Below are 14,391 nucleotides of genomic sequence, written 5' to 3' on the forward strand. Positions count from 1 at the left end.
CCCGTTCCCCGCTCCCGCCCCTCTTCCGCCTCCTTCCCCGGAACCGATACGCACCACCGGAGGTCCCCGTGTCCCGACCGCAGGACGAAGCAGCGCAGCAGCCGTCCGGCCCGCCGCAGCCGTACGACTACGACGTGATCGTGGTCGGTTCCGGTTTCGGCGGTTCGGTGTCCGCGCTGCGGCTGACGGAGAAGGGCTACCGGGTCGGGGTGCTGGAGGCGGGGCGGCGCTTCACCCGCGAGACGCTGCCGAGGAACTCCTGGGACCTGAGGAACTACCTGTGGGCCCCGGCGCTGGGCCTGTACGGCATCCAGCGCATCCATCTGATGGACAAGGTGATGATCCTGGCCGGGGCCGGGGTGGGCGGTGGTTCGCTGAACTACGCCAACACCCTCTACGTGCCGCCGCCGGCCTTCTTCGCCGACCGGCAGTGGGGGCACATCACCGACTGGCAGGAGGAGCTGAAGCCGTACTACGACCAGGCCAAGCGGATGCTGGGCGTACGGCTGAACCCCACGGTGACGCCGTCGGACGTCCACCTGAAGGCCGCGGCCGGGAGGATGGGCGTGGGCGACACCTTCCACCTGGCGCCGGTGGGGGTCTTCTTCGGCGACGGCGAGGACGCGGGGGGCGAGGTCAGGGCCGCCCCGGGCGAGGAGGTGCCCGACCCCTACTTCGGCGGCGCGGGTCCGGCCCGCCGGGCGTGCACCGAATGCGGCGAGTGCATGACCGGCTGCCGGCACGGGGCCAAGAACACCCTCAACGAGAACTACCTGTACCTCGCCGAGAAGGCCGGCGCGGTCATCCACCCGATGACCACCGTCACCGAGGTGACCGAGGACGGCGCCGGAGGCTTCCGGGTGACCACGGTGCGCACCGGGAAGCGCCGGGGGAGGCGCACGGTGCTGCGCGCGCGGAAGGTGGTGATCGCCGCCGGCACCTACGGCACCCAGACGCTGCTGCACCGGATGCGCGACACCGGCCTGCTGCCGCACATCTCCCCGAGACTGGGCGAGCTGACCCGCACCAACTCCGAGGCCCTGGTCGGCGCGATGACCTCCCCGCGCCGCTACCGGAGGAAGCACGGACCGGACGCGGAACTGGACTTCACCAAGGGGGTGGCCATCACCTCCTCCATCCACCCCAACGACAACACCCACATCGAGCCGGTGCGCTACGGCAAGGGCTCCAACGCCATGGGCACCCTCTCCGTCCTCCAGGTGCCCTACGGCCGCGCGCCGAGGCCGCTGGCCTTCCTGGCGCACTGCCTGCGCCACCCCGTGCAGGCCGCGCGGACGCTGTCCAACTACCGCTGGTCGGAGCGGACGATCATCGGTCTGGTGATGCAGTCCCTGGACAACTCCCTGACCACCTACCGCAAGCCCAAGGGCCTGGGCAAGGGCCTGCTGACGGCGGAGCAGGGCCACGGCGCGCCCAACCCGGACCACATCCCCGAGGGCGCCGAGGCCGCGCGGCTCGTCGCCGATGAGATAGGCGGCTTCCCGGGCACGAACGTCGGCGAGCTGATGGGCACCCCGCTGACCGCGCACTTCCTGGGCGGCTGCCCGATCGGCGCCTCGCCCGAGGAGGGTGTCATCGACCCCTACCACCGGCTCTACGGCCACCCGGGCATCTCGGTGGTGGACGGCGCGGCCGTCTCCGCCAACCTCGGCGTCAACCCGTCACTGACCATCACCGCCCAGGCCGAGCGGGCGATGTCCCTGTGGCCCAACAAGGGCGAGGCCGACCCCCGCCCCGAGCAGGGCGCCGGCTACGTGCGCGTACCCGTGGTGCCGCCCCGGGCCCCGGCGGTGCCCGAGGACGCGTTCGCGGCGCTGCGGCTGCCGGTGGTGCTGCCGGTCCCGGCCGTTCCGCCGAAGCGGACGGCGCCGGAGGCGGAGACGGCGGACGCGGCGGAGTCCGCCGGGGCCGCCGAGGCCTGAGCGGACGCGCGAGAGGGGGGAGCGGCCCGGCCGCTCCCCCCTCTCACATGCGCGCGTACGGTGTGGCTGCACGCTCACGCCGTCGCGGCGTTCACACCGTCACGCGGCGGCGGAGGTGTCCGCCCCGGCGCCGCCCCGGCGGCGCACGACGTACATCGCCCCGGCGCCCAGCGCCACGGCCGCGGCACCCGCGAGACCGAACATCGGCAGCACGGAGGAGGAACCGGTCTCGGCGAGCTGGCCGGCGGTGTCGACCTTGGTGACCTTGTCCGAGCTGACCGGCTTCGTGCCACCGGTCTGCGGCTCGGGCTTGGACTCGCCGGGCTTCGGAGCGGACGCGCCCTTCCCCAGGACCTTGAAGAAGTAGGCCCAGCCGTTGTCGTCGTCGGAGATCCAGCAGCCGCGCTCGTCGGAGTACTCGCCGGCGCCGATGGCGATGCCCAGGGAGCTGGGCACACCGCCGTCGATCCTCATGCGCAGCTTGAGGGTGCGCGTCTCCCCGGCGTTCAGCGTGACCGGCTCGAAGTAACCGCCCGCGCCGAGCTCGTCGGCGACGACCTGCCAGGTGCCGGTCTCGGCCTTGTGGACCTCGAGGGTGAAGCCGGCGGAGTAGTCGTTGTCCTCGTCACCGGAGAAGACGGTGATGTACGGTGCGACGTCCTTGATGGCGCCCTTGCCGCCGTTGTGCATCCGGAACTCGAAGTTCTTCCAGCCGGTGCCCGCCACGACGGTGTCGGGGAGACCGACCAGGGAGGTCTTGAGGTCCTCGCTGATGTCGTAGATCTCCTCGCCGTCCTCGCCGACGGCGCACTGGAAGGGGGCTTCCTCCTCCTCTTCCCCCTCCTTGCCCTCGTCGTCGCCGGGGGCGTCGGAGTCCTTGTCCTCGTCGTCCTCGTCGTTCTCGTCCCCGTCACCCGGGGTGTCGGGGTTCTGGTCCCCGTCGCCCGGGGCGTCGGATTCCCCGTCCTGGCCGTCGCCCGGGGCGTCGGTCTCGTCGTCGCCCGTGGCCGGGGGCTCGGTCCCGTCTTCCTCGGTCCCGTCTTCCTCGGTCTCGTCGCCGTCGCCCGCGGCCGGGGGTTCGGTGTCGTCGCCCTCGGTCCTGTCGTCCGCGGCGGGCGGCTCGGTCCCGTCGCCCTCGGTCTTCTCCGGGGCGGGGTTCTCCGTGTTCTCCACGGAGGTGGTCTCGTGGTCGTCGGCGTACGCGGCGGGCGCAGCGAGCAGCGCGACGGGGGCGATGACGGCCGTGGCGGCGGCGGCCGCAAGAGCACGGCGAAGCTTCATGGGTACCTCATCTGTTTTGAGGCGAAAGGGAAGGTGAAGGGAGCCTTCGCGCAGTCGGCGCGTCGGGCTGGCAGCAGAGTACGGGCGGAGCGGGAGCTTCCGCGGATGTGTTCTCGAGCCCGTGACCGGCGCCGCGTCCGGACCGGCGCCGCATAGGGGGCGGAAGCGGGCAGTTGCCCACTCTCACCCAGGTTTCGGTGTGTCGTATGTCACGCCGGGGTGTGTTGCCCGTGTGGCGAATCCGTGACGGAAGGCCGCGCAACCCTTCGGGTCTCTCGTTCGTCCGGACCGTTTCCACAGGTGGACGCGGTAAAGCCGGTGAGGCGGCGAAGGCGGAACCGCGGAGCGGTCGGTCCCCGGCGTCCCGGGGACCGACCGCTGGGTCGTGACCGGACCGCTGTCCCCTGCCGTCCGGCCACTGCACCGGAGCGAGGTCCCACGACGCCCGGTCCTCACCTCCCGGGGGAGGACGGCGTCTCATCGCTCCGATGCGCTCCCCACGCCTCCGGGCGCCCGGCCGGCTCTGGGGTCGTCAGGTCCAACGACGGTGCCCCGCCGTGGTAATGCGCCGTACGGGTGGTCGTTTCCCGGTGAGGTGCGCAGCGGGTGCGGGGAGCGGGGGTGTCCGGCGGGGCACGGATGGGCCCGGTGGGCTCAGACGCGTCCGCGGCACAGCTCCAGCAGGGTCATGGCCAGCGAGGTGCCCGGCCGGCCCAGCCGCTCGCGGTAGCGGGTGAGGATCTCCATCTCGCGCGAGAGGTTCACCCGGCGCCCGCCCGCGCCGATCCGGGCCCGCTGGACGCGGGCGGAGACCTCCATGCGCTCTCGCACCAGATCGATGATCCGGCGGTCCAGTTCGTCGATCCGCTCGCGGTCCTGTGCGATCCGCTCGTCGGCTGCGGCTGCGGTACCGGCTTCGGTCGGGGCAGGGGTGGGGGTGGTGGTGGCCATGGCCGTACGTCCCTCCTGGGGTCGTCGCGCCCGGTGCCGTTCGCGTCCCGGGGACACGGCAGGCGCCCCGGGCCTTGACCGGCCCGGGGCGCCTGGGGAATTCGCTCGTCAGTCGTTCACGCGGCGTGCGGCATCCCGTGGCAGCCGGCCGGGCCGGTGCCATAGGTAAACCAGAAGGTCCGCGCGAACATGCGGTCCAGTATGCACCCGGAGGCGGAGCGGGGCGGGCGGAGGGCCGGATGGTGAGACGGCCGGTCGGGTGCGCACCCCCGGTAGACTGGGCTTTCCCAGCCCAGATCCACGCCGAAAGGCAGCCAGCCCCGTGGCATCAGAGCCCACCGCGCCCGACGTCCCGGACACCGTCCTCGTCGTCGACTTCGGCGCGCAGTACGCCCAGCTCATCGCCCGCCGCGTCCGCGAGGCCCGGGTCTACAGCGAGGTCGTCCCCTCCACCACGCCGGTGGCGGAGATGCTCGCCAGGAACCCGAAGGCGATCATCCTCTCCGGCGGCCCCTCGTCCGTGTACGCCGAGGACGCGCCCGGCATCGACCGCGCGCTGTTCGAGGCCGGGGTGCCCGTCTTCGGCATGTGCTACGGCTTCCAGCTGATGGCCCAGACGCTGGGCGGCACCGTCGACAACACCGGCCGCCGCGAGTACGGCGGCACGGCCCTGACCGTCACCCGCCCCGGCTCCACCCTCTTCGAGGGCACCCCCGCCGAGCAGTCGGTGTGGATGTCGCACGGCGACGCCTGCTCCGCCGCTCCCGAGGGCTTCACCGTCACCGCCTCCACCGACGGCGTCCCCGTCGCCGCCTTCGAGGACGACGAGCGCAGGCTGTACGGCGTGCAGTACCACCCCGAGGTGATGCACTCCACGCACGGCCAGCAGGTGCTGGAGCACTTCCTCTACCGGGGCGCGGGCCTGAAGCCGACCTGGACGGCCGCGAACGTCGTCGAGGAGCAGGTCGCGGCCATCCGCGCCCAGGTCGGCACCAAGCGCGCCATCTGCGGCCTGTCCGGCGGCGTGGACTCCGCGGTGGCCGCCGCCCTGGTCAACAAGGCCATCGGTGAGCGTCTGACCTGCGTGTACGTGGACCACGGGCTGATGCGCAAGGGCGAATCCGAGCAGGTCGAGAAGGACTTCGTGGCCGCCACCGGCGTCCAGCTCAAGGTGGTGGACGCCGAGAAGCGCTTCCTGGACGCGCTGGCCGGAGTCTCCGACCCGGAGGAGAAGCGCAAGATCATCGGCCGGGAGTTCATCCGCGTCTTCGAGCAGGCCGCGAGCGAGATCGTCGCCGAGGCCGGCTCCGGCGAGGAGGCCGTGGAGTTCCTGGTGCAGGGCACCCTCTACCCGGACGTGGTGGAGTCCGGCGGCGGCACCGGCACCGCCAACATCAAGTCCCACCACAACGTCGGCGGACTGCCCGAGGACCTCCAGTTCCAGCTGGTGGAGCCGCTGCGCAAGCTGTTCAAGGACGAGGTCCGGATGGTCGGCCAGGAGCTGGGCCTGCCCGAGGAGATCGTCCACCGCCAGCCGTTCCCCGGCCCGGGCCTGGGCATCCGCATCGTCGGCGAGGTCACCAAGGAGCGCCTGGACCTGCTGCGCGAGGCCGACGCCATCGCCCGCGAGGAGCTGACGGCGGCCGGGCTGGACCGCGACATCTGGCAGTGCCCGGTGGTGCTGCTCGCCGACGTCCGCTCCGTCGGCGTCCAGGGCGACGGACGCACCTACGGACACCCGATCGTGCTGCGCCCGGTCTCCTCGGAGGACGCGATGACGGCCGACTGGACGCGCCTGCCGTACGAGACGCTGGCCCGCATCTCGACCCGCATCACCAACGAGGTCGCCGAGGTCAACCGAGTGGTGCTGGACGTCACCAGCAAGCCGCCGGGGACCATCGAGTGGGAGTGACGCCCCCCGCGCCCTCCTGAACGTCCCTGAACGTCAACGTCCGCGCCGCCGCTCACCCTTTCGAGCGGCGGCGCGGGCGTTTTCGGGTCGATACGCTGGGGTGAGGCCGAGAATCCCGTGCATGGGAGGAACCATGACCGCCGAGCCGCTGCCCACCTCTTCGTGGCCCGTGCCGCCGCCGGACGGCTACACCGCGGACGATCTCGACCGCATCCCGGACCTCCCGCCCCACACGGAGTTGATCGACGGGAGCCTGGTCTTCGTGAGCCCGCAGAAGTACTTCCACTCGCTGGCGATGTTCCTGCTGGAGAGGGGACTCCACGAGACCGTTCCCGGCGAGCTGCGGGTGTGCCGGGAGATGGCCGTCGTACTGGGCAGGCGCAACCGCGTCGAACCGGACCTCTCGGTGCTGAGGGCGGAAGGCGTCACCGAGGAGGCCGAGGAGACCGGCTTCCGGGCCGAGGACGTCGTACTCGCCGCGGAGGTCGTCTCGCCGGACTCGGAGGAGCGGGACCGCAAGCGCAAGCCGCAGCTCTACGCGGAGGCGGGCATCCCGCACTTCTGGCGGATCGAGAAGGGGACGGGACGCCGCCCGGTCGTCTACGTCTTCGAGCTGGAGCCCGCGACGCGCGGCTATGTGCCCACCGGCATCCACCACGACCGGCTGAAGCTCACCGTCCCCTTCGACATCGACATCGACCTCACCGCGATCGACCGGCTGTAGACCGGTCGGCCGCGGACCGGCCGGTCATCCGATCCTGGTCATCACCGAGTCGTAGCCACCGCCGCCGGGGTAGACCCAGGCGCCGGTCAGGACGTCGCCCGAGGCGTCGAAGGTGCCCCGGAAGTACGCGGGGGAGCCCTTCTCGCCCGCCCAGATGGTCAGGGTGTCCCCGTCGAGCTCGTAGACGTAGTCGAAGGTGTTGCCCCGGCCGTCGTAGAAGCGGGAGCGGATGTCCTCGCCCGGCTCCTCCGCGCCGAAGGGTTTCTCCCGGCCGATCACCTCCAGTCCGGTGACGCGCTGCCCGTACTGCTCCAGCTCGACCTCCTGGAGGAGGAAGAAGCCGCCCTCCATCCACCGGTAGACGACGGTGCCCTCCGCGCCGCCGGTCACCCGCCAGGAGCCGGTCAGCCGGTCCAGCGCCCTGATCCGCTCGTCGGGCCGGGGGGCCGGGGCGCCGCCGGTGCTCTCCGTGTGCTCGGCGTTCTCCGTCATGCTCGTTCCTTTCCACCGTTGTGCCATGGAGTGTCCGCGTCTCCGTGACGCCGCCCGTATGACTGGACGGGCGGGGAAAAGTAATCGGCCGACCGGAGCGCTGCGTGTGCGTCGCGCTGCGGGTTCCGCCCCCAAAGCTGGTGCGCGAGCCCCCGTCAATTCCGGTGCTACTACTCACCCCTTCGAGCGGCGGCACGGGGGTTTGCGGCAAGTCGTACCGGAGGGGTGATCACCATGGCGGCATGGACGATGTGGCGACCGCAAACGGAGTCGACGACGAGCCGTTCCCCGAGTGGCTGCGGCCCCCGCACCGGGGCTTCACCGTCGACGACCTCTTCCGCCTGACCGACCTCCCGTCCCACACCCAGCTCGTCGACGGCGCCCTGGTCTTCCGTGCCCGGCAGAGCGCGTACCACTCGCTGGCCAACTCCCTGCTGGTGGAGGGGTTGCGCCGTACCTGCCCGGCACATCTGCGGGTGCGGCGGGAGATGATCGTGGTGCTCGGCCCCGGGCAGGCGCCCGAGCCGGACGTGTCCGTGCTCCGCGCCGAGGCCGTGCGCGGGCTGGAGGCCAACCGCTACGAAGCCCGGGACGTGGTGCTGGTCGTGGAGACCGTCGCCCCCGACTCGGCGATCCGCGACCGCGAACGCAAACCCCAGCTCTACGCGCGGGCGGGCATCCCGCACTTCTGGCTGGTGGAGGAGGGTACGGGCCGCCGCCCGGTGGTCCACGTCCACCGGCTCGACCCGGGAGCGGGGGCGTACGTCCTCACCGGCGTCCACGAGGGGCGGCTGACGCTCACCGAGCCGTTCGGCATCGACATCGACCTCACCGCGATCGACCGGATGTGATCCGGGCACGGCCCGCCCGTGATTCGCCTTCGGGGTCGTTGTCAGTGGTGGCCCCTAACTTCTCCCCTGACACGGAATCAGCCCGAGCGGATCCGAAGGGAACAGCCATGCGCAGGTTCAAGCTCCAGGTCCAGGTCAGCGTCGACGGCTACATGGCCGGACCGAACGGCGAGATGGACTGGATGACGTTCCCCTGGACCGACGACATCGGCGCCTACATCGACGCGCTCACCAAGCCGGTCGACCACATCGTGCTGGGCCGCCGCCTCGCCGAGGGGTTCATCCCGACCTGGGCGGCCGGCCCCGAGGGCGAGACCGAGGAGTCCATCGCCTGGATGAACAACACGCCCAAGACCGTGATCTCCGACTCCCTGACCGAGTCCCCCTGGGAGAACGTCGCGGTCGCCGGCGGCGACCTCACCGAGACCGTCGACCGGCTGAAGGAGCGGCCGGGCGGGGACATCATCACCTACGGGGGCGGCACCCTCGTGCGGAACCTGATCGCCCGGGACCTGCTCGACGAACTCCACCTGTTCGTCAACCCCGTCGCGCTCGGCACCGGGACGCCCGTCTTCCCCGACACCGGCTCCCACCACCGGCTCAGCCTCGTCACCGTCCGGCCGTTCGACTGCGGGATCACCGCGCTGCACTACGAGCCGAAGCGGTCCTGATCGGCGCGGACGTCCACCACGCGCCGCGCGGGACGGGGGTCCGCGCGGCGCACGGTCGCCGGGCCGGGCCGCGGAGCCCGCGGGGAGTCCGCCTCCCGGTTACGACCACGCACCGGCCGCGGCGGCCCGGGAGGCGTAGGCGCCGAAGTCGACCGGCTCGCGTCCGAGCACCCGCTGCACCCCGTCGCCGGGCTCGGCGAGGTGCCCGGCGCGCATCGCGGCGAACATCGCGTCGAGTTCCTCGACGGCTTCCTCCGGCACACCCTCGGCCAGGAGCTCGGCCCGGTACTCCCGCGGTGTGAGCTCCTCGTAGCGGATGGCCCGGCCCGCGGCCGCGGCGATCGTCTCCACGGCCGCGCCGAAGGTGAGAGCACGGGGGCCCGAGAGGTCGTACACCCGGCCGTGGTGGCCGTCCGAGGTCAGCAGCACCGCGGCGACGTCCTGGGCGTCGACGAACGGTTCCGGCACGGAGCCGATCGGCAGGGCCAGCCGGCCGGCCCGCAGCGGGGCGTGCCACAAGTCCTCGTCGAAGTTCTGGCTGAAGTTGTTCGGCCGGATGACCGTCCACTCCGCGCCGGAGTCGCGCACGGCCCGCTCGGCGGCGGCCATGCCCTGGAAGAGACCCGCGGGGATCCGGTCGATTCCGCGTCCGGATAGCGCCACGAAACGGCGGACACCCGCCTCGACCGCCTGCTCGACGAAGGGCCGGACCGGTGCCGGGTCTCCGGGAGCCACCAGATACACGGCCGCCGCCCCGCCCAGGGCGGTGGCCCATGTCTCCCGGTCGAACCAGTCGAACCGCACCTCACCGGAGCGGGACGCCGCCCGCACGGGGTGGCCCGCCACCCGCAGCGTGCTCACCAGGCGGCGCCCGGTCTTGCCCGTCGCCCCCAGAACCAGGATCACATCCGTGTGTGTCGTCATGACCGCCAGTCAACCGGCACGGTACGGGGCGGGACATGGCCCGTCGTACGCGAACCATGTCCGATCGTCCGGGGCGCTACGGTGACACGCATGGACCCGTTCGACGATCTGTTGCGAGGCATCCGCGCGAACGGCGCCGACTTCAGGCGGACGAAGATGTCGCCACCGTGGGCACTGCGGTTCACCGACGGGGCTTCTCTGACACTGTGCGCGCCGTTGCGGGGCGAGGTGTGGGTCTCCGGCCCCGGGGCGGAGGCGGGCGGGGACGGCGGGGAGCCGCAGCGGGTGCGGGCCGGTGACGCCGCGATCGTGCGCGGTCCGGAACCTTTCGTCCTCACCGGCCGGTCCGCACCGCCCGGTCCGGCGGCGGCCACGGAGCCGCCCGGCCGCACGGTGCTGGTGACCGGCACGTACCGTGCGCCGGGCAGGACCGCGCAGCGGCTGCTCGGAGTGCTGCCGCCGGTGCTGGTGGTGCCCGGCGGCCAGGAGTGCCTGACGCTCCTGAAAGCCCTGGAGGCGCAGGTCACAGCCGCCTGCCCGCCGGACCGGCGGGTCGTGCAGGACCGGCTGCTGGACTGGCTGCTGGTGTGCACGCTGAGAGGCTGGCTCGACCGGCCGGAGGCCGTGCCCGACGGCTGGTTCCGCGCGCTGGGCGACGAGGTCGCCGGCCCGGCACTCCGGGCGATGCACGCCGCACCGGACCGGCCCTGGACACTGGCTGCCCTCGCCGCCGAGGCGGGGGTGTCGCGCACGACGCTGGCCGGCCGGTTCACCAGGCTGGTGGGCGAGCCGCCGCTGACCTACCTGACGGAGTGGCGGATGTCCCTGGCCGCCGACCTGCTGACCGCGGAACCCACCACGACGGTCGCCGCGGTGGCGCGCCGGGTCGGCTACGCGGACGCGTTCGGCTTCAGCGCGGCCTTCAAACGGTTCCACGGTGTGAGCCCCAGCCGGTACCGCGAGGCCTGCCGCCCGGGCCCCGGCCTCGTCGGAACCGAGTGCTCACCGGCGTAGACGCGACGGTGGTGCCGCGCCGAGGCGGGGTTCCGGGCCGGCCGGCGGCACCGGAAGGCCTCACACCAGGCGGCGGGCCGTGGCCCAGCGGGTGAGTTCGTGGCGGTTGGAGAGCTGGAGCTTGCGCAGCACCGCCGAGACATGGCTCTCGACGGTCTTGACCGAGATGAACAGCTGCTTGGCGATCTCCTTGTAGGCGTAGCCGCGCGCGATCAGGCGCAGCACCTCGCGTTCGCGCTGGGTGAGGCGGTCCAGGTCCTCGTCCACCGGCGGGGCGTCGGTGGAGGCGAAGGCGTCCAGGACGAAGCCCGCCAGGCGCGGCGAGAACACCGCGTCGCCCTCGGCGACCCGGAAGACCGCCCTGACCAGGTCCGCACCGGTGATCGTCTTGGTGACGTAACCGCGTGCGCCGCCGCGGATGACGCCGATGACGTCCTCGGCCGCGTCCGAGACCGACAGGGCCAGGAAGCGCACCGGGCGCTCGGGGTCGGCCATCAGCGTGGCGCTGCGGCGCAGCACCTCCACCCCGCCGCCGCCGGGCAGGTGGACGTCGAGCAGGACGACGTCGGGGCGGGTCGCGGTGATGACGGTGACCGCCTGGTCCACGTCGGCGGCCTCGCCGACGACCTCGACCCCGGTCTCGGCGGTGTTCCCGATCTCCGCCTGGACGCCCGTGCGGAACATCCGGTGGTCGTCCACCAGGACCACCCGCGCCCGGCGCTGCTCCCGGTGCTGCTCCTCGTTCATGCTTCCGCCCTCATGTGTCCGCCCTCTCCATCTCCAGCTCCACCACCGTGCCGCCCTCGGGGGCGGAACGCAGCACCGCCGTGCCGCCGTTGCGCCGCATCCGGCCGATGATCGACTCCCGCACGCCCATCCGGTCCGGCGGCACCGACTCCAGGTCGAAGCCGGGGCCGTGGTCGCGCACGGAGACGAAGACCGTACGCCCCTCGACTTCGGCGAAGACCTGCACCGGGCCGCCCTCGCCACCGTACTTGGCGGCGTTGACCATCGCCTCCCTGGCGGCCTGGAGCTGTGCGCCCAGCCTCTCGTCCAGCGGGCAGTCGCCGACGCAGACCACCTCCACCGGCACCCCGTGGTGGTCCTCCACCTCGGCGGCCGCCGCCCGCACCGCGTCGGCCAGGGTGTCCGGCTCCTCCTCCTCGTCCCTGCCCGTGCCGCTCGGCTTGTAGAGCCAGGCCCGCAGCTCGCGCTCCTGGGCGCGGGCGAGACGGGCCACCTCGCGGGGGTTGTCCGCGTTGCGCTGGATCAGGGTGAGGGTGTGCAGGACCGAGTCGTGGACGTGGGCGGCGACCTCGGCCCGCTCCTGTGCCCGGATGCGCATCAGCCGCTCCTCGGACAGATCCTGCGTGAGGCGGACCAGATACGGGCCGGCCAGCAGCGCCGTACCGACCAGCAGTGCCAGCGACGCCTGGAGCACCGTGCCCAGGTGCGGGCCCAGGCCCCGGGTGACGGCGAAGCCGGTGATGCCCACGCCGACCAGGAGGGCGCCCGCAGCGCTGCGGGCGATGGGCAGCAGCCGCCTGCGGCGGCTGACCTCCGCCCAGTGGGCCCGCCGGGAGTTGTCCGCCTGCCGCCAGACGACGGCCACGCCGACCCCGGCCAGCAGCAGCGGCCAGACGTAGGCGTTCGCCTCGCCGAACTGGAGGTTGGATCCCAGGGCTCCCAGTGCCACGACCAGGACCAGCACCGCCAGGAGCTGGCCCTTGCCGGGCCTGCGGACATGCCGCGGACCGTCCGCCTGCCTCGGCGCGGCCTCGACGCCGCCCGCGCCCAGCGGCACGAAGAACCAGAAGGCGGCGTACAGCAGGACGCCCAGCCCGTTGGTCATGAACAGCACGAGGAAGACGATCCGCACCCAGGAGACCGGTACGCCCAGGTGCCCGGCCAGCCCGCGTGCGACACCGCCGAGCAGCCTTCCCTCGGAGCTGCGGTAGAGCCTGCGCAGGGGTGGGGACTCGGCGGCGGGCGGCGGGGCGGTGGTGGTCACGGCACGATCGTCACACGGACGGGTGGCGCGGGGCATCAGGGTCGGTCCCTGATCCGGCCCGGAGAACTCAGGGTCGCCTCCGGGACGCCCCCTGATGTCCCCGGGGCGGGCGGCACGCCACCATGGTCCCCATGAAAGACGCCCAGCCGCCCTCCGGCGAGCCCCGGCCGGACGCGCCGGAAGCCCCGGGAACCCCTCGGGCCCCGGAAACCGCGCGGCTCACCCGCAGCCGCCGGCACAAGGTCGTCGCCGGGGTGTGCGGCGGCCTGGGCCGCCACCACGACCTCGACCCGGTGATCTTCCGTGTGCCGCTGGCCGTGCTGTCGGTCGTCGGCGGGCTCGGCCTGCTCTTCTACGGCTTCGCCTGGCTGCTCGTCCCGCTGGAGGGCGAGGACGAGAACGAGGGTCGGCGGCTGCTGTCGGGCCGGGTGGAGGGCACGACGCTGAGCGCGGTGCTGTGCGCGCTCGTCGGCAGCGGGCTGTTCCTGAACTCGCTGGGCGGCGGTGACGGCGGTACGCAGACGTTCTCCGTGCTGCTGGCCGGGGCCGTCGCCGGGGCGGCCTACTGGTCCCGGCACCGACGCCGCACCGCCACCGCGGAGGAACAGGGGAGCCCGGCGGACCCGATGACGGCGCACGCCGTCGCCGACGCGCCCCCCGAGGCCCAGGCCCCGCCCGCGCCGGCCGGGCCGTCGTGGTGGCGCGAGCCGCTGACGAAGGACGGGCCGCCGCAGACGCCGGCGGACACCGGGTACCTGTGGGGGCCGGAGGACGAGCCGTCCGTCGGCCCGTACGCGGGAGCGTCCCCGTACGCGAGCGCGCCCCCGTACGGGAAGGAGGCGCCGTACGGGAAGGAGGCGCCGTACGGGAAGGAGGCGCCGTACGGGAAGGAGGCGCCGTACGGGAAGGAGACGCCGGGCGGGGACGGGACCGGCCCCGGCCGGCCCGGCGCGCCGCGCGGGCGCCGGTCCATCGGCGGCCCGCTCTTCCTGCTGGCCCTGGCCGCAGCGGTGATCGGCGCCGGCGCCGTCTGGCACACGCAGCCGCTGGGCGTCGCGCTCTCCGTCGGCCTCGGTTCGGCGCTGGGCGTCTTCGCCCTGGGCGCGCTGGTCACCGTCTTCTACGGGCGGATCGGCGGGGGGACGTTCTTCGCGATCATGTGCACCGGTCTGCTGCTGGCGGGCTCGATGCTGCTGCCGAGGGACATCACCACCGACTGGGCCGACCGGGCGTGGAGCCCGGCGAGCGCGGCGGCGGTCGAGGAGCGGTACGAACTGGGCACCGGCTCGGCCCTGCTCGATCTCTCGGGAGCGAGTCCGGGCGAGGGCCGGACGCTGAGCACGGTGCTCGACCTGGGCGCGGGCGAGGCGCGGATCACCGTCCCCCACGACGTCGAGGTGAAGCTGACCGTCGACGTGGGCGTCGGCGGCTACCGGCTCGCCGGACCGCCCGGGGACGGCGGCTGGGGGACCGCGCAGGGAGGCGGCATCGGGATCGCCGAGCGGCGCACACTGCCCCCGGCCGAGGACGGCGGTCCGGGAGGCACGCTGCGGCTGACCGTCCGCGTCGGGGTGGGCGAGGCCGTGATCGTGCAGCACCTGCCGGACGGGGTGGCGG

General features: G+C 73.1%; 13 protein-coding genes. 7 read left to right on the plus strand and 6 right to left on the minus strand.

The window, feature by feature from the left end:
• Positions 1–68 precede the first annotated feature (68 nt).
• Positions 69–1,943: a GMC family oxidoreductase N-terminal domain-containing protein gene (locus L7D48_RS16085; protein ID WP_237880132.1), complete on the plus strand. Its 1,875-nt coding sequence runs from the start codon at positions 69–71 to the stop codon at positions 1,941–1,943.
• A gap of 99 nt (positions 1,944–2,042) precedes the next feature.
• Here L7D48_RS16085 and L7D48_RS16090 read toward each other — a convergent pair whose 3' ends face one another.
• A complete protein-coding gene (locus L7D48_RS16090) occupies positions 2,043–3,224 on the minus strand; it encodes an LAETG motif-containing sortase-dependent surface protein (protein WP_237880133.1) in 1,182 nt (393 codons plus the stop codon).
• Between the two features lie 654 nt (positions 3,225–3,878).
• Entirely contained in the window at positions 3,879–4,175 is a 297-nt protein-coding gene (locus tag L7D48_RS16095) for a chorismate mutase (RefSeq protein ID WP_237880134.1), read from the minus strand.
• A 322-nt stretch (positions 4,176–4,497) separates the two neighbouring features.
• Between L7D48_RS16095 and guaA the strand changes: the two genes are divergently transcribed.
• Both guaA and L7D48_RS16105 read left to right on the plus strand, forming a co-directional pair.
• Positions 4,498–6,087 (plus strand): glutamine-hydrolyzing GMP synthase, encoded by a 1,590-nt coding sequence (guaA, locus tag L7D48_RS16100; RefSeq protein WP_237880135.1) that lies wholly within the window; start codon positions 4,498–4,500, stop codon positions 6,085–6,087.
• Positions 6,088–6,220: 133 nt separating this feature from the next.
• Positions 6,221–6,811 carry a Uma2 family endonuclease gene (locus L7D48_RS16105; RefSeq protein WP_237880144.1) on the plus strand — a complete coding sequence of 197 codons (591 nt, stop codon included), beginning with the start codon at positions 6,221–6,223 and terminating at the stop codon, positions 6,809–6,811.
• A 24-nt stretch (positions 6,812–6,835) separates the two neighbouring features.
• Here L7D48_RS16105 and L7D48_RS16110 read toward each other — a convergent pair whose 3' ends face one another.
• Positions 6,836–7,303, minus strand: a complete 468-nt coding sequence (locus tag L7D48_RS16110) for a hypothetical protein (protein ID WP_237880136.1) — start codon at positions 7,301–7,303, stop codon at positions 6,836–6,838.
• A gap of 242 nt (positions 7,304–7,545) precedes the next feature.
• Between L7D48_RS16110 and L7D48_RS16115 the strand changes: the two genes are divergently transcribed.
• Both L7D48_RS16115 and L7D48_RS16120 read left to right on the plus strand, forming a co-directional pair.
• Positions 7,546–8,154 carry a Uma2 family endonuclease gene (locus L7D48_RS16115; RefSeq protein WP_237880137.1) on the plus strand — a complete coding sequence of 203 codons (609 nt, stop codon included), beginning with the start codon at positions 7,546–7,548 and terminating at the stop codon, positions 8,152–8,154.
• Positions 8,155–8,261: 107 nt separating this feature from the next.
• Positions 8,262–8,825, plus strand: a complete 564-nt coding sequence (locus L7D48_RS16120; protein ID WP_237880138.1) for a dihydrofolate reductase family protein — start codon at positions 8,262–8,264, stop codon at positions 8,823–8,825.
• A 99-nt stretch (positions 8,826–8,924) separates the two neighbouring features.
• Here L7D48_RS16120 and L7D48_RS16125 read toward each other — a convergent pair whose 3' ends face one another.
• Positions 8,925–9,749 carry an NAD(P)H-binding protein gene (locus tag L7D48_RS16125; RefSeq protein ID WP_237880139.1) on the minus strand — a complete coding sequence of 275 codons (825 nt, stop codon included), beginning with the start codon at positions 9,747–9,749 and terminating at the stop codon, positions 8,925–8,927.
• Positions 9,750–9,839: 90 nt separating this feature from the next.
• Between L7D48_RS16125 and L7D48_RS16130 the strand changes: the two genes are divergently transcribed.
• Positions 9,840–10,763 carry an AraC family transcriptional regulator gene (locus tag L7D48_RS16130; RefSeq protein ID WP_237880140.1) on the plus strand — a complete coding sequence of 308 codons (924 nt, stop codon included), beginning with the start codon at positions 9,840–9,842 and terminating at the stop codon, positions 10,761–10,763.
• Positions 10,764–10,823: 60 nt separating this feature from the next.
• Here the strand turns inward: L7D48_RS16130 and L7D48_RS16135 are convergent, their stop codons facing one another.
• Both L7D48_RS16135 and L7D48_RS16140 read right to left on the minus strand, forming a co-directional pair.
• On the minus strand, positions 10,824–11,510 hold the full coding sequence (locus L7D48_RS16135; RefSeq protein WP_237880141.1) for a response regulator transcription factor: 687 nt from the start codon (positions 11,508–11,510) through the stop codon (positions 10,824–10,826).
• 10 nt (positions 11,511–11,520) lie between these two features.
• The gene (locus L7D48_RS16140; protein WP_237880142.1) at positions 11,521–12,810 is read right to left on the minus strand and encodes an ATP-binding protein; all 1,290 of its coding nucleotides are present in this window, start codon (positions 12,808–12,810) and stop codon (positions 11,521–11,523) included.
• A 95-nt stretch (positions 12,811–12,905) separates the two neighbouring features.
• Here L7D48_RS16140 and L7D48_RS16145 point away from each other — a divergent pair.
• Positions 12,906–14,391 (plus strand): PspC domain-containing protein (locus L7D48_RS16145; protein WP_237880143.1); only part of this gene is annotated, 1,486 nt, incomplete at its 3' end.

The sequence above is a fragment of the Streptomyces sp. ICN903 genome, from assembly GCF_022015835.1.
Taxonomy (GTDB): Bacteria; Actinomycetota; Actinomycetes; order Streptomycetales; family Streptomycetaceae; genus Streptomyces; species Streptomyces fenghuangensis.

Coding starts and splice junctions, on each gene's coding strand:
- L7D48_RS16140 (WP_237880142.1), bottom strand. CDS start 12,810: ATGCCCCGCGCCACCCGTCCGTGTGACGATCGTGCCGTGACCACCACC.
- L7D48_RS16110 (WP_237880136.1), bottom strand. CDS start 7,303: ATGACGGAGAACGCCGAGCACACGGAGAGCACCGGCGGCGCCCCGGCC.
- L7D48_RS16105 (WP_237880144.1), top strand. CDS start 6,221: ATGACCGCCGAGCCGCTGCCCACCTCTTCGTGGCCCGTGCCGCCGCCG.
- L7D48_RS16095 (WP_237880134.1), bottom strand. CDS start 4,175: ATGGCCACCACCACCCCCACCCCTGCCCCGACCGAAGCCGGTACCGCA.
- L7D48_RS16090 (WP_237880133.1), bottom strand. CDS start 3,224: ATGAAGCTTCGCCGTGCTCTTGCGGCCGCCGCCGCCACGGCCGTCATC.
- L7D48_RS16135 (WP_237880141.1), bottom strand. CDS start 11,510: ATGAACGAGGAGCAGCACCGGGAGCAGCGCCGGGCGCGGGTGGTCCTG.
- L7D48_RS16125 (WP_237880139.1), bottom strand. CDS start 9,749: ATGACGACACACACGGATGTGATCCTGGTTCTGGGGGCGACGGGCAAG.
- L7D48_RS16115 (WP_237880137.1), top strand. CDS start 7,546: ATGGACGATGTGGCGACCGCAAACGGAGTCGACGACGAGCCGTTCCCC.
- L7D48_RS16120 (WP_237880138.1), top strand. CDS start 8,262: ATGCGCAGGTTCAAGCTCCAGGTCCAGGTCAGCGTCGACGGCTACATG.
- L7D48_RS16130 (WP_237880140.1), top strand. CDS start 9,840: ATGGACCCGTTCGACGATCTGTTGCGAGGCATCCGCGCGAACGGCGCC.